The sequence below is a fragment of the Kosakonia sp. ML.JS2a genome (genome assembly GCF_025642095.1).
In the GTDB taxonomy this organism is placed as follows: domain Bacteria; phylum Pseudomonadota; class Gammaproteobacteria; order Enterobacterales; family Enterobacteriaceae.
This window is the reverse complement of the sequence record NZ_CP106754.1, coordinates 1819695-1837230: the sequence shown is the minus strand read 5'-3', so window position 1 is coordinate 1837230 and position 17536 is coordinate 1819695. Positions and strand designations below refer to the sequence as shown.

Below are 17536 nucleotides of genomic sequence, written 5' to 3'. Positions count from 1 at the left end.
ATTTCCTTACCCTCTGTATGATGACAACCGCGAAAATGACTGTTTGATAACAACGGATCAGGCTGCTAATAGCGTCGTCAATAAAAGGTAAAGGATGATGAGGAAATATGGTTACGGCGCACTGGCGCTGCTGTTTGCCGCGTTTGGCTGCCAGGCGGTGATCACCGAGGCGCAAATCGCCGCCGACTGCGCCAAAATCAACGATTACGCCAGACAGGGCAATCAATTCTATCAGGCCAAAAACTACGCCAAAGCCAGGGAGGCTTTCATTCAGCAAACCGCGTGGCTTGAACAGTGTGAATACGGCGGAAATCAGCCCAATGAGGTACTGATAGCCACCGCTTACAATAACGTGGCGCTGACGTTCATCCGCCAGGGCGAATACCGCAAAGCGCAAGCCTGGCTGCAAATCATGCCGGACGATCAGAAGTCGCAATATAACCTTTCGCGTATTCAGGACAAGCTACTCGCGCTGCCAAAACCGACGTCCGCCGCTGGCGAATATTGGCAATATGCCGGGCGTGGTGAGTGGGAAGTACTGACCCTGAAAGCAGAAGGTAATGACCGCTATCAGGCCGACTGGGCGGGTTACGCGTTCGGTCTCATGGGACTCTATTACGGGCCAAATATCGGTGAATTCTCGGAGAAAGTGACCTTCAAACAGAATAAAGGCGACATCAACCTGCACGACGATGAAGATATTGCGCACTGCACCATTTCGCTGACGCTGTCGGCAGACAAGCAAACACTGAATGCAAAAACCGATGCCGATGACCCGATGAACTGCGGTTTTGGTCATAACGTCAGCGCCGACGGTAAATACTTACGCGTGGATTGACGCGCAGGTTTACTCCCCCTGCCCCCGGCGCTACAATTCCCGCCCTGAAATCAGGGGAACTCCCCTGCAGCCTCACCCCGGTGAGGCTATCTGACCTGTCATCAGAATGAGACCATCATGTTTAAACCGGAACTCCTTTCCCCGGCGGGAACGCTGAAAAATATGCGTTACGCTTTCGCTTACGGCGCGGACGCCGTTTATGCTGGCCAGCCGCGTTACTCGCTGCGGGTGCGCAATAACGAATTCAACCACGAAAACCTGCAAATCGGCATTAACGAAGCCCATGCGCTGGGCAAGCAGTTTTACGTGGTGGTGAATATCGCCCCGCACAACGCCAAGCTGAAAACGTTCATCCGCGACTTAAAACCGGTGGTGGATATGGGGCCGGATGCGCTGATTATGTCCGATCCGGGGCTTATCATGTTGGTACGAGAACATTTCCCGCAGATGCCGATCCACCTCTCCGTTCAGGCGAACGCCGTGAACTGGGCAACGGTAAAATTCTGGCAGCAGATGGGCCTGACACGTGTGATCCTCTCCCGCGAACTGTCGCTGGAAGAAATTGAAGAGATCCGCACCCAGGTGCCGGAAATGGAAATCGAGATTTTTGTTCACGGCGCACTGTGCATGGCCTACTCCGGCCGCTGCCTGCTCTCAGGGTATATTAACAAACGCGATCCGAACCAGGGCACCTGCACCAATGCCTGCCGCTGGGAATACAACGTGCAGGAAGGCAAAGAAGACACTATCGGGAATATCGTGCATGTTCACGAACCGATCCCGGTGCAGAACATTGAACCGACGCTGGGTGTCGGCGCGCCCACAGACAAAGTGTTTATGATTGAGGAAGCACAGCGTCCGGGCGAGTATATGACCGCCTTTGAAGACGAGCATGGCACCTACATCATGAACTCCAAAGATCTGCGCGCCATTGCCCACGTTGAGCGCCTGACCAAAATGGGCGTGCACTCGCTGAAAATCGAAGGCCGCACCAAGTCGTTCTATTACTGCGCCCGTACTGCGCAGGTCTACCGTAAAGCCATTGACGACGCCGCCGCCGGGAAACCGTTCGACACCTCGCTGCTGGAAACGCTGGAAGGTCTGGCGCACCGTGGCTATACCGAAGGTTTTCTGCGTCGCCACACCCACGATGACTACCAGAACTACGAATACGGCTACTCCGTCTCCGAGCGCCAGCAGTTTGTCGGTGAGTTCACCGGCGAGCGCAAAGGCCATCTCGCCGCGGTTGCGGTGAAAAACAAGTTCTCCGTTGGCGATAGCCTGGAGCTGATGACGCCGCAAGGCAACGTTAACTTCACGCTGGAACAGATGGAAAACGCCAAAGGCGAAGCGATGCCGGTGGCACCCGGCGACGGTTATACCGTCTGGCTGCCGGTACCGGAAGATATGGCGCTGGAATATGCTCTGTTAATGCGCAATTTTGATGGTCAGTCAACGCGAAATCCGCACGCCTGAGCAGCGTCCTGGATAGTTAAGCACGGTTATTTATTGCAGGATAAGATTCTTAGAATCGGATCACATACCGTTGCGGTTAATATGGGTATCATCCACCTCGCTGAAAAACATAACCCATAAATGCTAGCTGTACCAGGAACCACCTCCTTAGCCTGTGTAATCTCCCTTACGCAGGCTGATTTTTTTTCTCCATTATTCCGCTTTTCCTCCGCATCCCCGTTTCCTGACGTACACTTTGCTGATGTTGTTCAGCCAGGGTGAAAAAGGATGCATGAATTTCCCACAAGCTTATTGATCCTCAACGGTAAAAGCGCCGGTGACGAAACGCTGCGCGAAGCGATAACGCTGCTGCGCAATGAAGGTATGGCTATTCAGGTGCGGGTGACCTGGGAAAAAGGCGATGCCGCACGTTACGTGAAAGAGGCGCAGCAGCTCGGCGTCGCAACGGTGATCGCGGGTGGCGGCGACGGGACCATTAACGAAGTGGCAACCGCACTGGTGGAATGCGCGGGGGAGCATGTTCCGGCATTGGGCATTTTACCGCTCGGCACCGCCAACGATTTTGCCACCAGCGCCGCCATTCCGGACGCGCTGGACAAAGCGTTGCAGCTGGCGATTGTCGGCAAAGCGGTGCCGGTGGATATCGCCAGGGTTAACGATAAAACCTGCTTTATCAATATGGCGACCGGCGGCTTTGGCACCCGCATTACCAGCGAAACGCCGGAAAAACTCAAAGCCGCCCTCGGGGGTGTCTCCTATCTGATCCACGGTCTGATGCGCATAGACATGCTGAAAGCGGATCGCTGCGAAATTCGTGGCGACAATTTTCACTGGCAGGGCGATGCGCTGGTGATTGGCATCGGCAATGGTCGCCAGGCAGGTGGCGGGCAGCAGCTTTGCCCACAGGCGCTGATTAACGATGGGTTATTGCAACTGCGTATTTTTACCGGCGATGAGCTCCTGCCTGCACTGTTCACCACGTTAACGCAACCGGATGATAATCCGCATATTGTTGACGGAAAATCGGCCTGGTTTGAGGTGAATGCCCCCCACGAGCTGACCTTTAATCTCGACGGTGAACCGCTGCGCGGGGAGCATTTCCGCATTGAAGTGCTCCCCGGCGCCTTGCAGTGCCGGTTACCGCCGGATTGCCCGTTATTGCGCTAGCGGGCGTTTTCAGGCCGGAGGATGGCAGCGCCAGTCCGGCCTGACAGGTCATCAATACGCCGCCACTTCCCGCGCCATTTCGCGGCTGTACTGCTGACTGGCGTTCACCAGCATCTGCGTATACGCCGTTTGCGCCGCGCCGCTGACCAGCGCATCCACCGTGAGCGTTTCGAGGATTTTGCCATACTGCATCACCGCCACTTTCTGGCACAAATGAGCAATGACTCCCAGATCGTGCGTCACCATCAGGTAGGTCAGTTGCGACTCCTGATGCAGCGCCGCCAGCAGATTGAGGATCTCCGCCTGCACGGACACGTCTAATGCCGACGTCGGTTCATCCAGCAGCAGTACACGCGGTTCGAGGATCAACGCCCGGGCAATCGCCACGCGCTGGCGCTGCCCGCCGGACAATTGATGCGGGTAACGATCGCGAAAAGCACGACTTAACCCCACCTTATCCAGCAGCGTGTTGATCCGCCGGTCTCTGTCATGAATGCCGTGGATTTGCAACGGCTCCGCAAGAATATCGCCAATGGTATGCCGCGGGTGCAGCGAACCATAGGGATCCTGGAAGACCATCTGCACCAGTCGGCAACGCGGTGGGCTGAGGCGCTTTTCCAGTGGCTGCTGATTAATCGCCAGCGCTCCTTCCCAATGCGTGAACAGCCCGGCCAGACACTTCAGCACCGTGGTCTTACCCGAACCGGACTCGCCCACCAGGCCGTAAATCTCCCCCGGTTGCACCGAGAAGCTGACATCGCTGAGTACCTGGTTACGCTTTTCCCCTTCCCCGAACGCCAGGTTGAGATTTTGCACAGTAATCATCTTGCCCTCCTTACTCACCCAGCCAGCTGGCCTGGCGCTGCAACACGGGCAGCACCGGACGGCGGTTGTGAATTTCCGGCAGAGAGTGAATCAGCCCCTGCGTGTACGGGTGTTGGGCGTTATCCAGATCGTTCGCCGCAATGGATTCCACGACGCGCCCGGCGTACATCACCAGCACGCGGTCGCAAAAGCTGCGCACCAGATTGATATCATGGCTGATAAAAATCAGCCCCAGCCCACGTGATTTCACCAGATCGTCAAGCAACCCCAGCACTTGCAAACGCACGGACACATCCAGCGCCGAGGTGGGTTCATCGGCAATCACCAGTTCCGGGTCGGTGATCAGCATCATCGCAATCATGATACGTTGCCCCTGGCCGCCGGAGATCTCGTGAGGATAGAGGTGATACACCCGCTCCGGCTGGCGAATACGCACCACATCCAGCATTTCCAGCACTTTGGCTTTCGCCTCGACTTTTTTCCCCGGATGATGCGTCAACCAGGCTTCCGCAATCTGATCGCCCACGCAGACCACCGGGTTCAGCGAATATTTTGGATCCTGCATAATCATCGAGATGCGTTTGCCGCGCACGCTGCGCATGTGCGCTTCGTCCACCTTCAGCAAATCCACATCACCAAACTGCATGGCATCCGCGCGAATGCGCGCTTTGGCCGGATGCAGACGCAACAACGCGCGCCCGACGGTGGACTTGCCGGAACCCGACTCGCCGACAATCGCCAGTTTCTCCTGACCGAGGGTAAAAGAGACGCCGCGCACCGCATGGGTGATCGCGCCTCCGTTGACAAAATCAACGTGCAGATTGCGCACATCGAGAAGCGGTGCATTATTCGCTGCGAGGATCGAGGATGTCACGTAAGCCGTCTCCCAAGAAGTTAAACGCCAGGCTGTTGATCAAAATCGCCAGCCCCGGAATGGTCACTACCCACCAGCACTCCATCATGTATGTCCGTCCGCTGGAGATCATTGCGCCCCACTCCGGTTCCGGTGGTTGCGCGCCAAGGCCTAAAAAGCCGAGACCCGCGGCGGTCAAAATGATCCCGGCCATGTTCATGGTGATGCGGATAATCACCGACGGCAGACACAGCGGCACAATGTGACGCCACAGCACCCGCAGTGGAGAAGCACCCTGCAGACGCACCGCGGAAATAAAGTCAGCCTGGCGCAAAGAGAGCGTCTCCGCTCGCGCCAGACGCGCAATCGGCGGCCAGGCGGTTAACGTAATGGCAATCACCACATGCTCAAGACCAGGGCCAAGTGCGGCGACAAACGCCAACGCCAGCACCAGGCTCGGGAAAGAGATAAAAATGTCGGTCACGCGCATCAATACCATATCGACCTTGCCGCCAAAGTACCCGGCGCTCACGCCCAGCAGCAGGCCCAGCGGCCCGACGGTGACTGAGACCAGCAGCACGATATAGAGCGTGATGCGCGAGCCATAGACCAGGCGGCTGAAGATGTCGCGGCCAAACTCGTCGGTGCCGAACCAGTGCGCCGCATTCGGCGGAGAGAGCGCGCTGTCCAGGTCCTGTACCAGCGGGTTATAGGGCGCAATCCACGGCGCAAAAATCGCCACCATCAACAACAGCAAGATGATGCTGCCGCCAATCGCCGTGAGCGGGTTACGCGCCATCTTGCCGAGGAAGCCCGCCGCGCGCCCCACTCCCCGTTTGAGCCGCAGGGTGCGTTCGTGGCGGGCTGAGGGAACCGGCGTATCAAAAGAGACCGTCATGATTTCGTCCTCGGATCAAAGAGTTGATACAGCATGTCGGAGAGCAAATTGAGCAGCACAAAAATCACCCCTACCAGCAGCACGCAGCCCATCACCGCATTCATATCGCCAAGCAGTAAACTGCCGGTAAGGTAGGAGCCGAACCCCGGCCACGAGAAGACCGTTTCGATCAGTACCGCCCCCTCCAGCAACGAGCCGTACGCCAGCGCCACCACCGTTAACAACTGCACGAGAATGTTGCGAAAGGCGTGATTCCAGATCACCTGCCGCTCGGTCAACCCCTTCACCCGTGCGGTGATAATGAACTCCTGCGACAGTTGCGCCAGCATAAAGCTGCGGGTCATACGGCTGATGTAAGCCAGTGAGTGGAAGCCAAGCAGCGATGCCGGAAGCACCAGATGATTTAACGCATTCCAGAACACCTGCCCGTTGCCTGCCAGCAGCGCATCGACGGTAATCAACCCGGTGCGGTGCGGTACAACGCCATCCAGCCCCAGATCCAACCGCCCTGCGCCGCCCACCCAACCGAGCCAGGCATAGAACAGCAACAACCCCATCATGCCGACCCAGAAAATAGGCGTGGAGTAACCGGCCAGGCTGATAATGCGCACCACATAGTCAGAAAGCGAGTTCCGACGGGCGGCAGCCAGTACCCCCAGCGGAATACCTAACCCGGCGCCGACAATAATCGCCATCGTCGCCAGCTCCAGCGTCGCCGGAAAAACGCGCACGATATCGTCCATCACCGGTTTGCCGGTCAGTAGCGCATTGCCCAAATCCCCGTGCAGCAGGTTGTTCAGGTAGATACCAAACTGGGTCATCAGCGATTTATCAAAACCCAGTTGCTGGTAAACCTGCTGGTAAGTGCTGTGATCGGCATCCGGGCCGACAATGGCCAGCACCGGATCGATAGGCATGACACGGCCGATAAAAAAGGTCAGTAACAGCAACCCGAACAGGGTGACGATCACCTGGGTCAACCGTTTCGACACACGTCTGGCCCGCGAACCGGGCGCAAGCAGCAGCGTACTCATCCTTTCTCTCCTCCGCTGGCGGTGGTTTTGTACACTTCACGCAGGAAGGTGGTGGCGGAAGGGTGCGACTGGAAGTTTTTCACTTCATTACGCACCACCACGGAATCCACCATCTGCGATAGCGGGATCAGCGCCGGGATCAACTGGTCATAACGCACCTGGATTTGCTGGTAATCGGCTTTCTGCTTCTGCGGATCGCGCTCCAGCAAGGCGTTATCGATCATCTCATTGAGCGGCTTATCGTAAAAACTGGTGCGCCAGCCCTGGAAGTTGGTCAGGCGGGCTTCGTCGCTGTTGTCCGGGTTATAGACCAGCGCACGCAGGCTGGAGTGTGGATGGGGCTCGACCCCGCTGCCACCGCGACCGACCAGCATGTCGAATTTCCGTTCACGCATCGCGCCGTAAATCTGGTTGCCGGTACCGGTCACGATTTTGGCGTTGATACCGGCCTGCATCAGCGTCGACTGCACCGCAATGGCGATATTGAGAAACGGTTGATCGGCGAGCACGCGTAACGTGGTGTCGAAACCGTTTGGATAACCGGCTTCCGCCAGCAGTTTTTTCGCCCGCGGAATATCCAGCCGGTAGCCAGGGTCCGGCAGTGTTGATGGCATCCCGGCTTTGATCGGGCGCTGGTGCAGGACGCCATAGCCCGGCATCAGCGCTTTATTGATGCCCTGGTAATCAATCAGATAACGCACCGCTTCGCGCACTTTCGGGTTGGCAAAGTGCGGCTCTTTCATGCTCATCGCCACGTAGTAGACCGTGCCCTTTTGCACCGCCTCGACGGTTACGTTGGGATCTTTACGCAGCGCATTGATGTCGGACACCGCCATATTGTTGGCGACATCCAGATCGCCTTTGGCCAGCATCAGGCGCAGGGTTTGCGACTCCTGGAAGTGGCGCAGTACCACGCGGTTAAGTTTCGGCTCTTCGCGCCAGTAATGCGGATTGCGCTTCATGCGCAGCACATCTTTCGCCTGCCAGGTTTCCAGCATAAAAGGGCCGGAACCGGCTTCGTTGGTGGTCAGCCAGCGGTTGCCCCAATCATTATTCACCTCGTGCGCCTGCACCGTTTTGCTGTCCAGCACACCCAGATTGCCCAGCGCCCCCAGCGAGTAAATCACCAGTTGCGGATCGTTGGCTTTCGGCAGGCGGATTTGCACGGTGTACGCATCCGGCGCGGAGACCTGCTCATCAATATTTTTTTTGCTGAAACCGTAAGATTTCCACACCGAGGCCTGGGCAAGATTGAGATGCAGCAGGCGGCGCATCGACCACACCACATCCTCAGCGGTCAGCGGATTGCCGGAATGAAAGCGGACGTTGTTGCGCAAATGGAAGGTCAGGGTTTTGCCATCCGGGCTGATATCCCAGGACTCCGCCAGCGCGGGTTTGACGTTAGTCAGCTCGTTGGCATCCAGTTCGACCAGCGAGTCATACAGATTGACCACAATCCCGACCACTTCGTTACCGGTCATGGCTGCCGGATCGAGGGTGAGCAGGTTGTTCATGTTCATGCCGATGATGAGCTGGTCGGGCGGCGTCGCAGCGCGTGCCGCCCCACTCCCCATCATCAGCGAGAGCGCGAGTAAACACGCTCCGGCGAGGGAGGATTTTTTCATCTGTGTATACCGTTTGTAGGGTACGTTTTGCCGGATAGCGGCTTGCGCCTCCTCCGGCCTACGCGTCCCGAAAGTCAGTGCTCCCGGGCATTTATTATTTTTTATCAGTCGTGACTGAGGGTATTGGCTTCGATATACGCAAAATTAATGTCTTCGCCGAGCCCCGGACGCTGCGGCAAATGGACAAAACCCTCTTCATCCATCGGGTCGACAATCGTGTTGAGATACGCCGCCGGTTGGTCGTAATCCAGGAACGGGTGCAGCAAACCGCGTTCATACCAACGGCAATTACGGATCGCGCCTATCACCGCGAGGCTTGCCGCACCGTTGCCGTGAACTTCGCAGTCCATCCCGAACGATTCCGCCAGATTTGCCACTTTCAGCGTGGGCGAAATCCCGCCGACGCCATTAGCCCCGGCGCGCAGGATGTCACAAGCGCCCGCTTTAACCCAATCAGCACGGCTGTGATGCTTACCGCCCAGGCTTTCCGGTCCGATAATCGGAATCGACAGATTTTCCGCCAGCCAGACATACGACGACATGCTCTCTTCTTCCATCGGCTCTTCGAACCAGGCGAAGTTGAGTTTTTCCAGTTCTTTGCCGATGTACAGCGCGTCGGTACGGCTGTACCAGTGATAACCATCAATCATTAAATCGATATCCGGCCCGACCGCTTCGCGCACCGCAGCGCAGGCTTTCACGTCCATTTTCGGATTAGGCGCGAATTTAACGGGCGGCATCCAGGTGTGCAGTTTGATGGCTTTATAGCCGCGCGCCACCAGCGTTTCGGCAAACGCCGCGTACTCTTCCGGGGTGGAGAGACCGCCTTCCAGCTCGTCGCCGCACATGGTGCTGCCATAGGCCGGCACTTTATCGCGGAAGCCGCCGAGCAGTTTATACACCGGCATATTGAGTTTTCGACCAATCAGATCCCACAGCGCCTGTTCGACGAACGACAACGCGCGTTCGGTCAATTGATGGGCGCTACCGCGTTGCCAGTGCACCAAATCCTGCCAGATGCGTTCGCGGTTAAACGGATCCTGGCCCACCATCACTTTGCGGAAAAAGGCATTAAGCACAAAGGGACGCACAACTTCCGGCGGTGCAAACGCATACCCTTTGCTGCCATCGTCTGCGGTAATCGTCAGCATCGCCATTTTCGCCTGGCTTTCCGGCCCCGGATGCGAGTGCCCGGCGCTGTCGGAAACCCGTCGCGTGGGATGCTGAAAGACGGTGACGTTTACAGATTCAATTTTCATTGCATGTCCTTGGTGTTTTTGAAAAGCCGTTTCATAACAGAATATATGCACAAAAATGCGTCGCATCCTCGGACAATTTCCGCTAAGCATTGGCCATTTTTTGGGCATGCGCACGACAATGCGTGACAGTTTTCACAAAAGGTTTCGGAAGTGTGATGGAGATCGGGAAGAGGGTTTTAGTGAAGTGAAACTATGTTTTACATTTATATCCCCTCTCATTGAAAGGGGATAATGGTCATCAGGCAATCGTTACTTTGTCATCCAGGTAGACATCCTGCACGGCGTTAATCAGCTTCACGCCGTCCGTCATGCTTTTCTTGAAGGCTTTACGACCGAGGATCAGGCCCATGCCGCCGGCGCGTTTATTGATAACCGCAGTGCGCACGGCGTCGCTGAGATCGGTATCGCCTCCCGCTGCGCCACCGGAGTTAATCAGCCCGGCGCGGCCCATATAGCAGTTCGCCAGTTGGTAACGCACCAGGTCAATGGGGTTGTCGCTGGTCAGCTTGCTGTAGACGCGCTCATCGGTGTAACCGAAGTTCACCGCCTTATAGCCGCCGTTGTTTTCCGCCATTTTCTGCTTCACGATATCCGCGCCGATGGTCGCAGCGATATGGTTCGCCTGGCCGGTTAAGTCAGCGGACACATGGTAATCCACGCCCTCTTTTTTGAAGGCGGAGTTGCGCAGGTAAGCCCACAATACGGTGACCATTCCCAACTCATGCGCGCGCTCAAACGCCGCCGAGATCTCTTCAATCTGTCGGCGCGATTCCAGCGAACCAAAATAGATGGTCGCCCCAACCGCCACCGCTCCCATGTTGAACGCCTGTTCCACACTGGCGTACAGCGTCTGGTCGTATTCCGTGGGATAGCTGAGGGTTTCGTTGTGGTTAAGTTTCACCAGGAAAGGAATGCGGTGCGCATAACGACGGGAGACCGAAGCCAGCACGCCATAGGTGGACGCGACGCAGTTACAGCCCGCTTCGATCGCCAGCTCAACGATGTTTTTCGGATCGAAATAGAGCGGGTTCGCCGCGAACGAGGCGCCTGCTGAGTGTTCGATCCCCTGGTCTACCGGCAAAATTGACAGATACCCGGTACCGGCCAGACGCCCGTGGTTGTAAAGCGTCTGCATATTACGCAGCACCGCAGGCGGGCGGTTGTTATCCACCATCACGCGATCAACATAATCGTTTCCTGGCAGATAGAGCTGGTCGGCGGGGATGGTCATACAACGGTGTTGCAGAAGGCTGTCGGCGTCTTTGCCAAGTAGCTGCACGATATCAGTCATAGCTATGCTCCCGTAAGCTTCGCGCAAGGCGAAATGGATTGTCCTTACCCGACTTTCGCCGGGCAGAGATAATCCTGGTCTTCATGCGCGTAATTTTCCACCGCCGACGCTTTTTTTCAGCATAATCTGCTGGCACGTTTCGTATGTGGTTTTACCACCACTGATGAAAATGGTGCACTGGCCCGATGCCGTGTCCCACCTCCAGCGAGTCCGCCTGTGCCAGCGCCGCGGTTAGCCAGTTTTTTGCGTCTGCCACGGTCGCTGCCCAGTCGTTATGACGTGGGCGCAGCGCCGCCAGTGCGGCAGAGAGCGTACATCCCGTACCGTGGGTGTTTTTCGTTGCCACGCGTGGCGTCGTAAAGCGCTGTGCGCCATCGCGGGTGAAGAGCCAGTCCGGGCTCTCTGCATCATCCAGATGCCCGCCTTTTATCAATACCGCTTCACAGCCTAATGCCAGCAACGCTTCCCCCTGCGCATGCATCTCTTTTTCTGTCCGGGCATGCGGGGCATCCAGCAGCGCGGCGGCTTCCGGTAAATTGGGTGTAATAAGTGAAACCTGCGGCAGTAAATGCTGACGCAACGCCGACACCGCCGATGGCGATAACAACGGGTCGCCGCTCTTGGCGAGCATGACGGTGTCCAGCACCACATTGCGCACCCGGTAGCGTTGCAGGCGTTCCGCCACCGCTTCAACGATGTCGGTCTCCGCCAGCATGCCAATTTTAGTGGTATCAATGCGTACATCACTCAGTACGGAATCGAGCTGTGCGGCGACAAAATCCGGTTCAATGCGATAGACCGACTGTACCCCGCGGGTGTTCTGCGCCACCAGTGCGGTGATCACCGAACAGCCATAAGCGCCTAAAGCGGAAAAGGTCTTCAGGTCAGCCTGGATCCCGGCCCCGCCGCTGGGATCGGTACCGGCAATGGTTAAGGCGTTGATCCGTTTCATTGCTGCCCCTCCCCGTTCATCGCATACAGCGCATCGAGAAATTCAGCCACAAAACTGCCCGATCCTGTGCTGTTCGTCACGGCCAGACCGCCCGCCTGCGCCATAAAGGCACAAGCGGCAGCCACATTGATCAGCCGGTCGCCTTCCAGCGCACAACTGGCCGCCACCACCGCCGACAAGGCACAACCGGTGCCAACCACACGCGTCATCAGCACATCACCGCCGGTGACCATCAGGGTGCGCTCGCCATCCGTGATGTAATCCACTTCCCCGGTCACGGCCACAATCGCACCGCTTTGCCGTGCAAGCGTTTGTGCAGCGGGTAGCGCCGTGCTGGCGGTATCGGTCGTGTCCACGCCGCGCCCGCCTGCACTCATCCCGGCCAGCGCCAGGATCTCCGAGGCGTTACCGCGAATGGCGGCAGGTTGCAGAGTAAGAAGCTGTTGGCAGAACTGCGTGCGGAAGGTCAGCGCGCCGACAGCAACAGGATCCAGTGTCCAGGGCGTGCCCGCCGCTCGCGCGCTGTCAATCGCCGCACGCATCGCATCGGCGCGTTCACGGGTTAACGTCCCGACGTTAATCAATAACGCATCGGCAATGGCGCTGAATTGCTGCGCTTCTTCGGGTTCAATCACCATCGCAGGCGACGCGCCCAGCGCTAACAACACGTTGGCAGTGAAGGTTTGCACAACGTCATTGGTCATGCAGTGTACAAGAGGAGAACGGCGGCGGAATTGCTGTAACGCATGCGCAGTTTGCGCATGATCAAGCAGGTCAGGTTGCATAAATTCGCTCCTGCCCGGCGTGAAGAAGGGATGCCGGGCAGGCATCTGACTTCCCTACGCTGGCATTATCCAGATCAGGTAATACGGGTTTTTCTCAGCCTTCACAAGGAAGGGCACCCCGAGTCAAAGGGACAGTGCGTCCCGGTCAGCAGATTAAGGGAATGGACAGGTGAACACAAGCGGGTTAAACGTCCTGCCACAGATAAAGCGGCAGCGAAGATGACCATCCGGCGGCAGCGATACGCTCATCGCACGCGGCAGGTTGCAGTAGCGAAATCAGTGACGGATCTGCGCGAGTTGCTCTTCGCCGAGGCCTGTCATTTCCATCACCACGTTGCGATCGAGGCCGTTCTGAAGCATGGTGCGGGCAATCCGTAGCGCTTCTTCCTTGCGCCCCTTCTCAATACCGCGCTGCTCTCCAAGCTGAATACCTTTTTCGATGCCTTTCTCAATACCTTTCTCAATGCCTTTTTGTTCTAGCTGTTGCGCGATAGTCATCAGTTGATCCTCATGCTGTGGCACCCGCTGCGCCAGTTCACGGACAAAGGCTTCTGCGTCGGATGTTTCGCCAGCCTGTACGAGGTAGTTTATCAGTGAAACCAATTGCTGTCCTGTCATGTATTCGGTCAGTAAGAGCGTGGCAAGCTTGTCCAGCAATTCACTGAGGTCACGCTGATGGATGTGTTTTTGCAACAATGTCAGTGCCGCAATACTGCGGTGATTCATGATCTCGTCATCCGGGATCACCGTCACATCCACCAGCGGGAAATCACGACTATAGAGTATTTCCGCCACCGAAGGTAAATCAAACAGTTGCAACCAGTTGGTTGAGTAGGGATACGGGCTACGTTTACCGGTATAGAATAATACCGGGATAACCAGAGGCAGTTTTTTATGCCCGGTATCCAGGTGCCGTTGCATGGCCGCAACAGCATAACGAAGCAGCCGGAATGCCATGCATTGATCCGGAGTTGATTGATGCTCAATCAGGACATGCACATACCCCTCTCCCGCGACGGTCTTCAGACTGTAGAGCACATCACTGTAATAGGGGCGTAAGCTCTCCTCAACAAAACTTCCTGACTCCAGCTTCAAGGTTCGAAGATCGCAGAGAACCCGCAGATGTTCCGGTAAATGCAACATCATAAAATCCCGGGCCGTCTCCGGGTTTGTCAGAAACTGCTTAAACACAGCATCATGCGGGGTCGGCGTGCCGTTTTTCCCTCGCTTGCTTTTCTTGTTGGACATGTTCTGGCCTTTGCCTCTCTGGCGCTAACGTTACGCTCCTGAATAGCACCAGAGGCAAGGCATGTACACACAACACATTCCTAAAAACCAAGTAAAAACAATGAGATTACGCTTTCCTTTTACTTCAACAACTGATGCGCAATTGCCTGCAACTGCTGGGCAATCGCCTGCAAATTAGTTCCCTGTCCCTGCGGCGTACCGGTGGAGTGGCGCACGATCAATCGGGCGGGCAAAACAGATGAACTGCGCGTGGTGTCGCTATACCCGCTGTCGAGCAGGCGGCGCACCGCTTCCTTACCCTGTAAATCAAGATCCAGCGAAACAGTGGTCAGCGCCGGGTAGAAAAAGGAACTTTCATAGGTATCGTCATACCCCACCACCGACTTCTCACCGGGGATCGCCACCTGATGCTGATGAAACGCGCTGAGCACACCCAATGCCATCTGATCGTTGCCCACCAGCACTGCGGTAAAATTGGGTGTCTCCCGCAACATTTGCAACGCACCGGCGTAGCCGCTTTGCGCATCCCAGTTGCCGTGAAACACCGTCACCGGCTTCAGACCATAGCTGTTAAGTGTTTCGACCCAGCTTTTCAGACGCAATTTTGCTGAGACCGATGACGCAGGCCCTGCCAGCAGCGCAATCTCCCGGTGCCCTAAATCGTACAGATGTTTGACGCTGGCGCGTGTGCCGTCTGCCGGGTTAAACGAAACGTTAAACACCGAACTGTAGGGATCGACATCAAGGAACAGACAAACAATGTCATCGTTCTCAGCCGCAATGTGTTGCGCCTGCTCGGTTTCTAACGGCACGTTAATAATGACTTTATCCACCAACTGCGACTTCAGCTCATTGATCGCAGATTGAATATCATGATTGACGTTCTCATCAATCATTGAGATCAGCACCTGATAACCATCCATATTGGCGTAGCGTTTTACCGCTGCCGCCACCTGTGAAGGGGCGTGTAACGCCAGGGAAGTGGTCACCAGTCCGATGGTCTGACTCTGCTTGCCCACCAGTTGCTGAGCAAGACGATTGGGTACGTAACGCAGCAGCTCAATGGATTTCTCCACCTTGAGACGCGTGGCTTCGGATACATTGGCAGATTTGTTGAGTACCCTGGACACCGTCTGGTAGGAGACCCCCGCATGGCGGGCAACATCCTCTAATGTGGCACTTTTAGACTTCATGGTCCGGTTCCTTATGTTGTTATGCGCCAATTGTAACAGGGGCCATCTAAAAAAACGCTCACCACACTTTCACCCTCATAGAAACCACCATAAAAGTATCACGCTCACAATACACAACCTCCTTAATAAATTCGCTATTGGTAACAAAAAAGACTGATTTATTTGCAGTTAATCACACATTCGTGATTGTCAGTTTGCCTGTTTTTACATTTAGGCATTTTATGACATCGTTTATGTGAACGTAATACAAAACAATAAGAGGAATGATATGAACACTACGCTACGCACTCTGACCCTTGCGTTAGCCGCTGCGCTGACTTCACCTTCACTGCTGGCAGCCTCTTCTGTGCCGATCGACTTTCACGGTTACCTGCGCGGCGGCGTAGGCGTGTCGGGCGATGGCGGCATGGTGGAGTGGCAAAAAAACAAGCTCGGTCGCCTCGGTAACGAAGCCGATACTTACGGCGAAGTCGAACTGGGCTCGGAAGTGTATAAAAAAGACGAGGTGAGTTTTTATCTCGATACCATGGTCAGCATGGTCTCCGACGGCTCTAACGACAGCGAAACCACCTTTGGCGATGATGCCCAATTTGGTTTGCGTCAGTTAAATCTGCAAATTAAGGGGCTGATCCCCGGCGATCCCAATGCGGTGATTTGGGGCGGTAAACGCTACTATCAGCGCCACGATCTGCACATCATTGATACCAAATACTGGAATATCTCCGGTTCCGGCGCCGGTATCGAGAACTACAGTGTCGGCCCAGGCGCGGTCTCTTTTGCCTGGATCCGTGGGGATGCCAATGATGTGGATTACCGCGTCGATAACGACAACGACGTCAACATCAACTATCTCGATCTGCGCTATGCAGGCTGGAAACCGTGGTCTGGCGCATGGACCGAATTTGGCGTCGATTACGCCATGCCCAACCCCACCAACAAACAAAAAACGTACGGTGGACTGTACGATGCTGACAACGGCGTCATGGTCACCGGCGAGATCAGTCAGGACATGTTCGGCGGTTATAACAAGCTGGTACTGCAATACGCCAACAAAGGGCTGGCGCAGAATATGGTCTCCCAGGGCGGCGGCTGGTATGACATGTGGCACTATGTGAACGACGCCAGCGGTTACCGCGTGATCAACACCGGTCTGATTCCGATTACAGACAAATTCTCGTTGAACCACGTGCTGACCTATGGCGCGGCGAATGACATCACCGAATACACCGACAAAACCCGTCTGGTGTCGCTGGTCGGGCGTGCGCAGTATCAACTGACTAACTATGTGCGTTTGATTGGCGAAGTCGGTAGCTTCTACCAAAAAGATGACTACAAAAACGGCACGCACTATAAACAAAGTGGTGAGAAATACACCTTTGCCGTGGGTCTGGCGGATGGCCCGGAATTTATGTCACGTCCGGAACTGCGTGTTTTTGCCTCGTATTTAAACGATTCCGAAGATGGGAAATCATTTGAAGACGGAACAAAAAATAATACGTGGAATTTTGGCGTACAAGTTGAAGCCTGGTGGTAACCAGACATCATCCGTCGCGTTATCTTTTTGTTCGCTGCCACTGTTACTTTGACTATTTACTTCAGTAATCGTCTGGAGAGTGATAGCTGTGCCGCCACACTATAACGCGAAGGATTTTATGTCGTCGCGCTGAACATCATTATTTACGTTATCTCTAATACTGAGTGATATTGCCATTGCTTTCTTTTATTTCGGGATACCCATTACGGGTATCCCTTTTTTTATCTCTTAACGCGCAGAGAAATGGTCATCCAGTAATTTACGTAGCGCATCGGATTGTTTACCAAATATCGCATGCACCTGTTGACCGAGAATAATCACTCCCAACGCGCCCTCATTTTGCAGCGCCTGTGAATCAACAATTGCCAGATTCTTTACCGTTACCCGCAGACGGGTAATACAGGCATCCACCTGTTCAATATTCTCCGCCCCGCCAAACGCCTGCGCCAGGCGCTGAATTTTTAGCAGCTCATCGGCACTGACCGGCGTTGCCGGTTGCGGATGAGAGAAGTAGTGCAGAAAGGATTTAAGGCTCACCATCATCGTCTCCTGATAATC

The 17536-nt window shown here is 55.6% G+C and carries 16 protein-coding genes and 1 riboswitch; of the genes, 4 read left to right on the top strand and 12 right to left on the bottom strand.

Going from position 1 to position 17536, the window contains the following annotated elements; genetic code table 11:
- Positions 1–97 precede the first annotated feature (97 nt).
- From N7922_RS08805 to yegS, 3 genes are all read left to right on the top strand, one after another.
- On the top strand, positions 98–838 hold the full coding sequence (locus tag N7922_RS08805) for a tetratricopeptide repeat protein (protein WP_263100866.1): 741 nt from the start codon (positions 98–100) through the stop codon (positions 836–838).
- Between the two features lie 117 nt (positions 839–955).
- A complete protein-coding gene (gene yegQ, locus N7922_RS08800) occupies positions 956–2314 on the top strand; it encodes a tRNA 5-hydroxyuridine modification protein YegQ (RefSeq protein ID WP_263100164.1) in 1359 nt (452 codons plus the stop codon).
- Positions 2315–2581: 267 nt separating this feature from the next.
- Complete coding sequence (gene yegS / locus N7922_RS08795; RefSeq protein WP_263100163.1) at positions 2582–3481, top strand: lipid kinase YegS; 900 nt, start codon at positions 2582–2584, stop codon at positions 3479–3481.
- Between the two features lie 51 nt (positions 3482–3532).
- Here yegS and N7922_RS08790 read toward each other — a convergent pair whose 3' ends face one another.
- From N7922_RS08790 to N7922_RS08740, 11 genes are all read right to left on the bottom strand, one after another.
- Positions 3533–4306 carry an ABC transporter ATP-binding protein gene (locus tag N7922_RS08790; protein ID WP_263100162.1) on the bottom strand — a complete coding sequence of 258 codons (774 nt, stop codon included), beginning with the start codon at positions 4304–4306 and terminating at the stop codon, positions 3533–3535.
- Between the two features lie 10 nt (positions 4307–4316).
- Positions 4317–5180 carry an ABC transporter ATP-binding protein gene (locus N7922_RS08785; protein ID WP_263100161.1) on the bottom strand — a complete coding sequence of 288 codons (864 nt, stop codon included), beginning with the start codon at positions 5178–5180 and terminating at the stop codon, positions 4317–4319.
- Complete coding sequence (locus N7922_RS08780; RefSeq protein WP_263100160.1) at positions 5152–6057, bottom strand: ABC transporter permease; 906 nt, start codon at positions 6055–6057, stop codon at positions 5152–5154. The genes N7922_RS08785 and N7922_RS08780 overlap by 29 nt, the downstream gene beginning before the upstream one ends.
- The gene (locus tag N7922_RS08775; RefSeq protein ID WP_263100159.1) at positions 6054–7091 is read right to left on the bottom strand and encodes an ABC transporter permease; all 1038 of its coding nucleotides are present in this window, start codon (positions 7089–7091) and stop codon (positions 6054–6056) included. Before N7922_RS08775 ends, N7922_RS08780 begins: the two co-directional genes overlap by 4 nt.
- Positions 7088–8716 carry an ABC transporter substrate-binding protein gene (locus tag N7922_RS08770; protein ID WP_263100158.1) on the bottom strand — a complete coding sequence of 543 codons (1629 nt, stop codon included), beginning with the start codon at positions 8714–8716 and terminating at the stop codon, positions 7088–7090. The genes N7922_RS08775 and N7922_RS08770 overlap by 4 nt, the downstream gene beginning before the upstream one ends.
- Before the next feature lie 104 nt (positions 8717–8820).
- Positions 8821–9975, bottom strand: coding sequence for a mandelate racemase family protein (locus tag N7922_RS08765; RefSeq protein ID WP_263100157.1), 1155 nt, complete (start codon positions 9973–9975; stop codon positions 8821–8823).
- A gap of 238 nt (positions 9976–10213) precedes the next feature.
- Positions 10214–11266, bottom strand: coding sequence for a class I fructose-bisphosphate aldolase (fbaB, locus tag N7922_RS08760; RefSeq protein ID WP_263100156.1), 1053 nt, complete (start codon positions 11264–11266; stop codon positions 10214–10216).
- 151 nt (positions 11267–11417) lie between these two features.
- Entirely contained in the window at positions 11418–12218 is an 801-nt protein-coding gene (thiD, locus tag N7922_RS08755) for a bifunctional hydroxymethylpyrimidine kinase/phosphomethylpyrimidine kinase (RefSeq protein ID WP_263100155.1), read from the bottom strand.
- Positions 12215–13003: a hydroxyethylthiazole kinase gene (thiM, locus tag N7922_RS08750; RefSeq protein ID WP_263100154.1), complete on the bottom strand. Its 789-nt coding sequence runs from the start codon at positions 13001–13003 to the stop codon at positions 12215–12217. The genes thiD and thiM overlap by 4 nt, the downstream gene beginning before the upstream one ends.
- Before the next feature lie 34 nt (positions 13004–13037).
- Positions 13038–13134: riboswitch (TPP riboswitch) on the bottom strand.
- Between the two features lie 145 nt (positions 13135–13279).
- Entirely contained in the window at positions 13280–14251 is a 972-nt protein-coding gene (locus N7922_RS08745; RefSeq protein ID WP_263100153.1) for an Rpn family recombination-promoting nuclease/putative transposase, read from the bottom strand.
- A gap of 119 nt (positions 14252–14370) precedes the next feature.
- Positions 14371–15444, bottom strand: a complete 1074-nt coding sequence (locus N7922_RS08740; RefSeq protein WP_263100152.1) for a LacI family DNA-binding transcriptional regulator — start codon at positions 15442–15444, stop codon at positions 14371–14373.
- A 268-nt stretch (positions 15445–15712) separates the two neighbouring features.
- Here N7922_RS08740 and N7922_RS08735 point away from each other — a divergent pair, with 268 nt between their 5' ends.
- On the top strand, positions 15713–16978 hold the full coding sequence (locus N7922_RS08735; RefSeq protein ID WP_263100151.1) for a maltoporin: 1266 nt from the start codon (positions 15713–15715) through the stop codon (positions 16976–16978).
- Positions 16979–17206: 228 nt separating this feature from the next.
- On the opposite strand, the gene N7922_RS08730 is transcribed toward N7922_RS08735, so the two are convergent.
- Positions 17207–17518 carry a glucose PTS transporter subunit EIIB gene (locus tag N7922_RS08730; RefSeq protein WP_263100865.1) on the bottom strand — a complete coding sequence of 104 codons (312 nt, stop codon included), beginning with the start codon at positions 17516–17518 and terminating at the stop codon, positions 17207–17209.
- Positions 17519–17536 lie beyond the last annotated feature (18 nt).